The 206-nt window shown below is 72.8% G+C and carries 1 pseudogene; it reads right to left on the bottom strand.

The features are described 5' to 3' along the window. Positions 1 to 206 (bottom strand): annotated as a pseudogene (locus BZL64_RS41775) (hypothetical protein); the annotation flags it as partial.

Below are 206 nucleotides of genomic sequence, written 5' to 3'. Positions count from 1 at the left end.
GCCGAGGTCATAGCTCTCCCGGACGTCGGCGACCGCCATGGGTCTCCACGTCGTGTCGATCCAGCGGGTGCCGATGTCCTTGGGGACCGCGGTCGAGGCGGCCAGCAGGCCCGCCGTGACGAGCGCCAGCAACACCGACCCGGCGCCCGTACGCCCCAGCAGGGAGCTGACCGCGATGCCCACCCCGAGCACGATCAGCGCGACGG

The sequence above is a fragment of the Streptomyces bobili genome, assembly GCF_002154575.1.
In the GTDB taxonomy this organism is placed as follows: Bacteria; Actinomycetota; Actinomycetes; order Streptomycetales; family Streptomycetaceae; genus Streptomyces; species Streptomyces bobili.
This window is presented reverse-complemented; position numbering and strand designations above follow the sequence as displayed.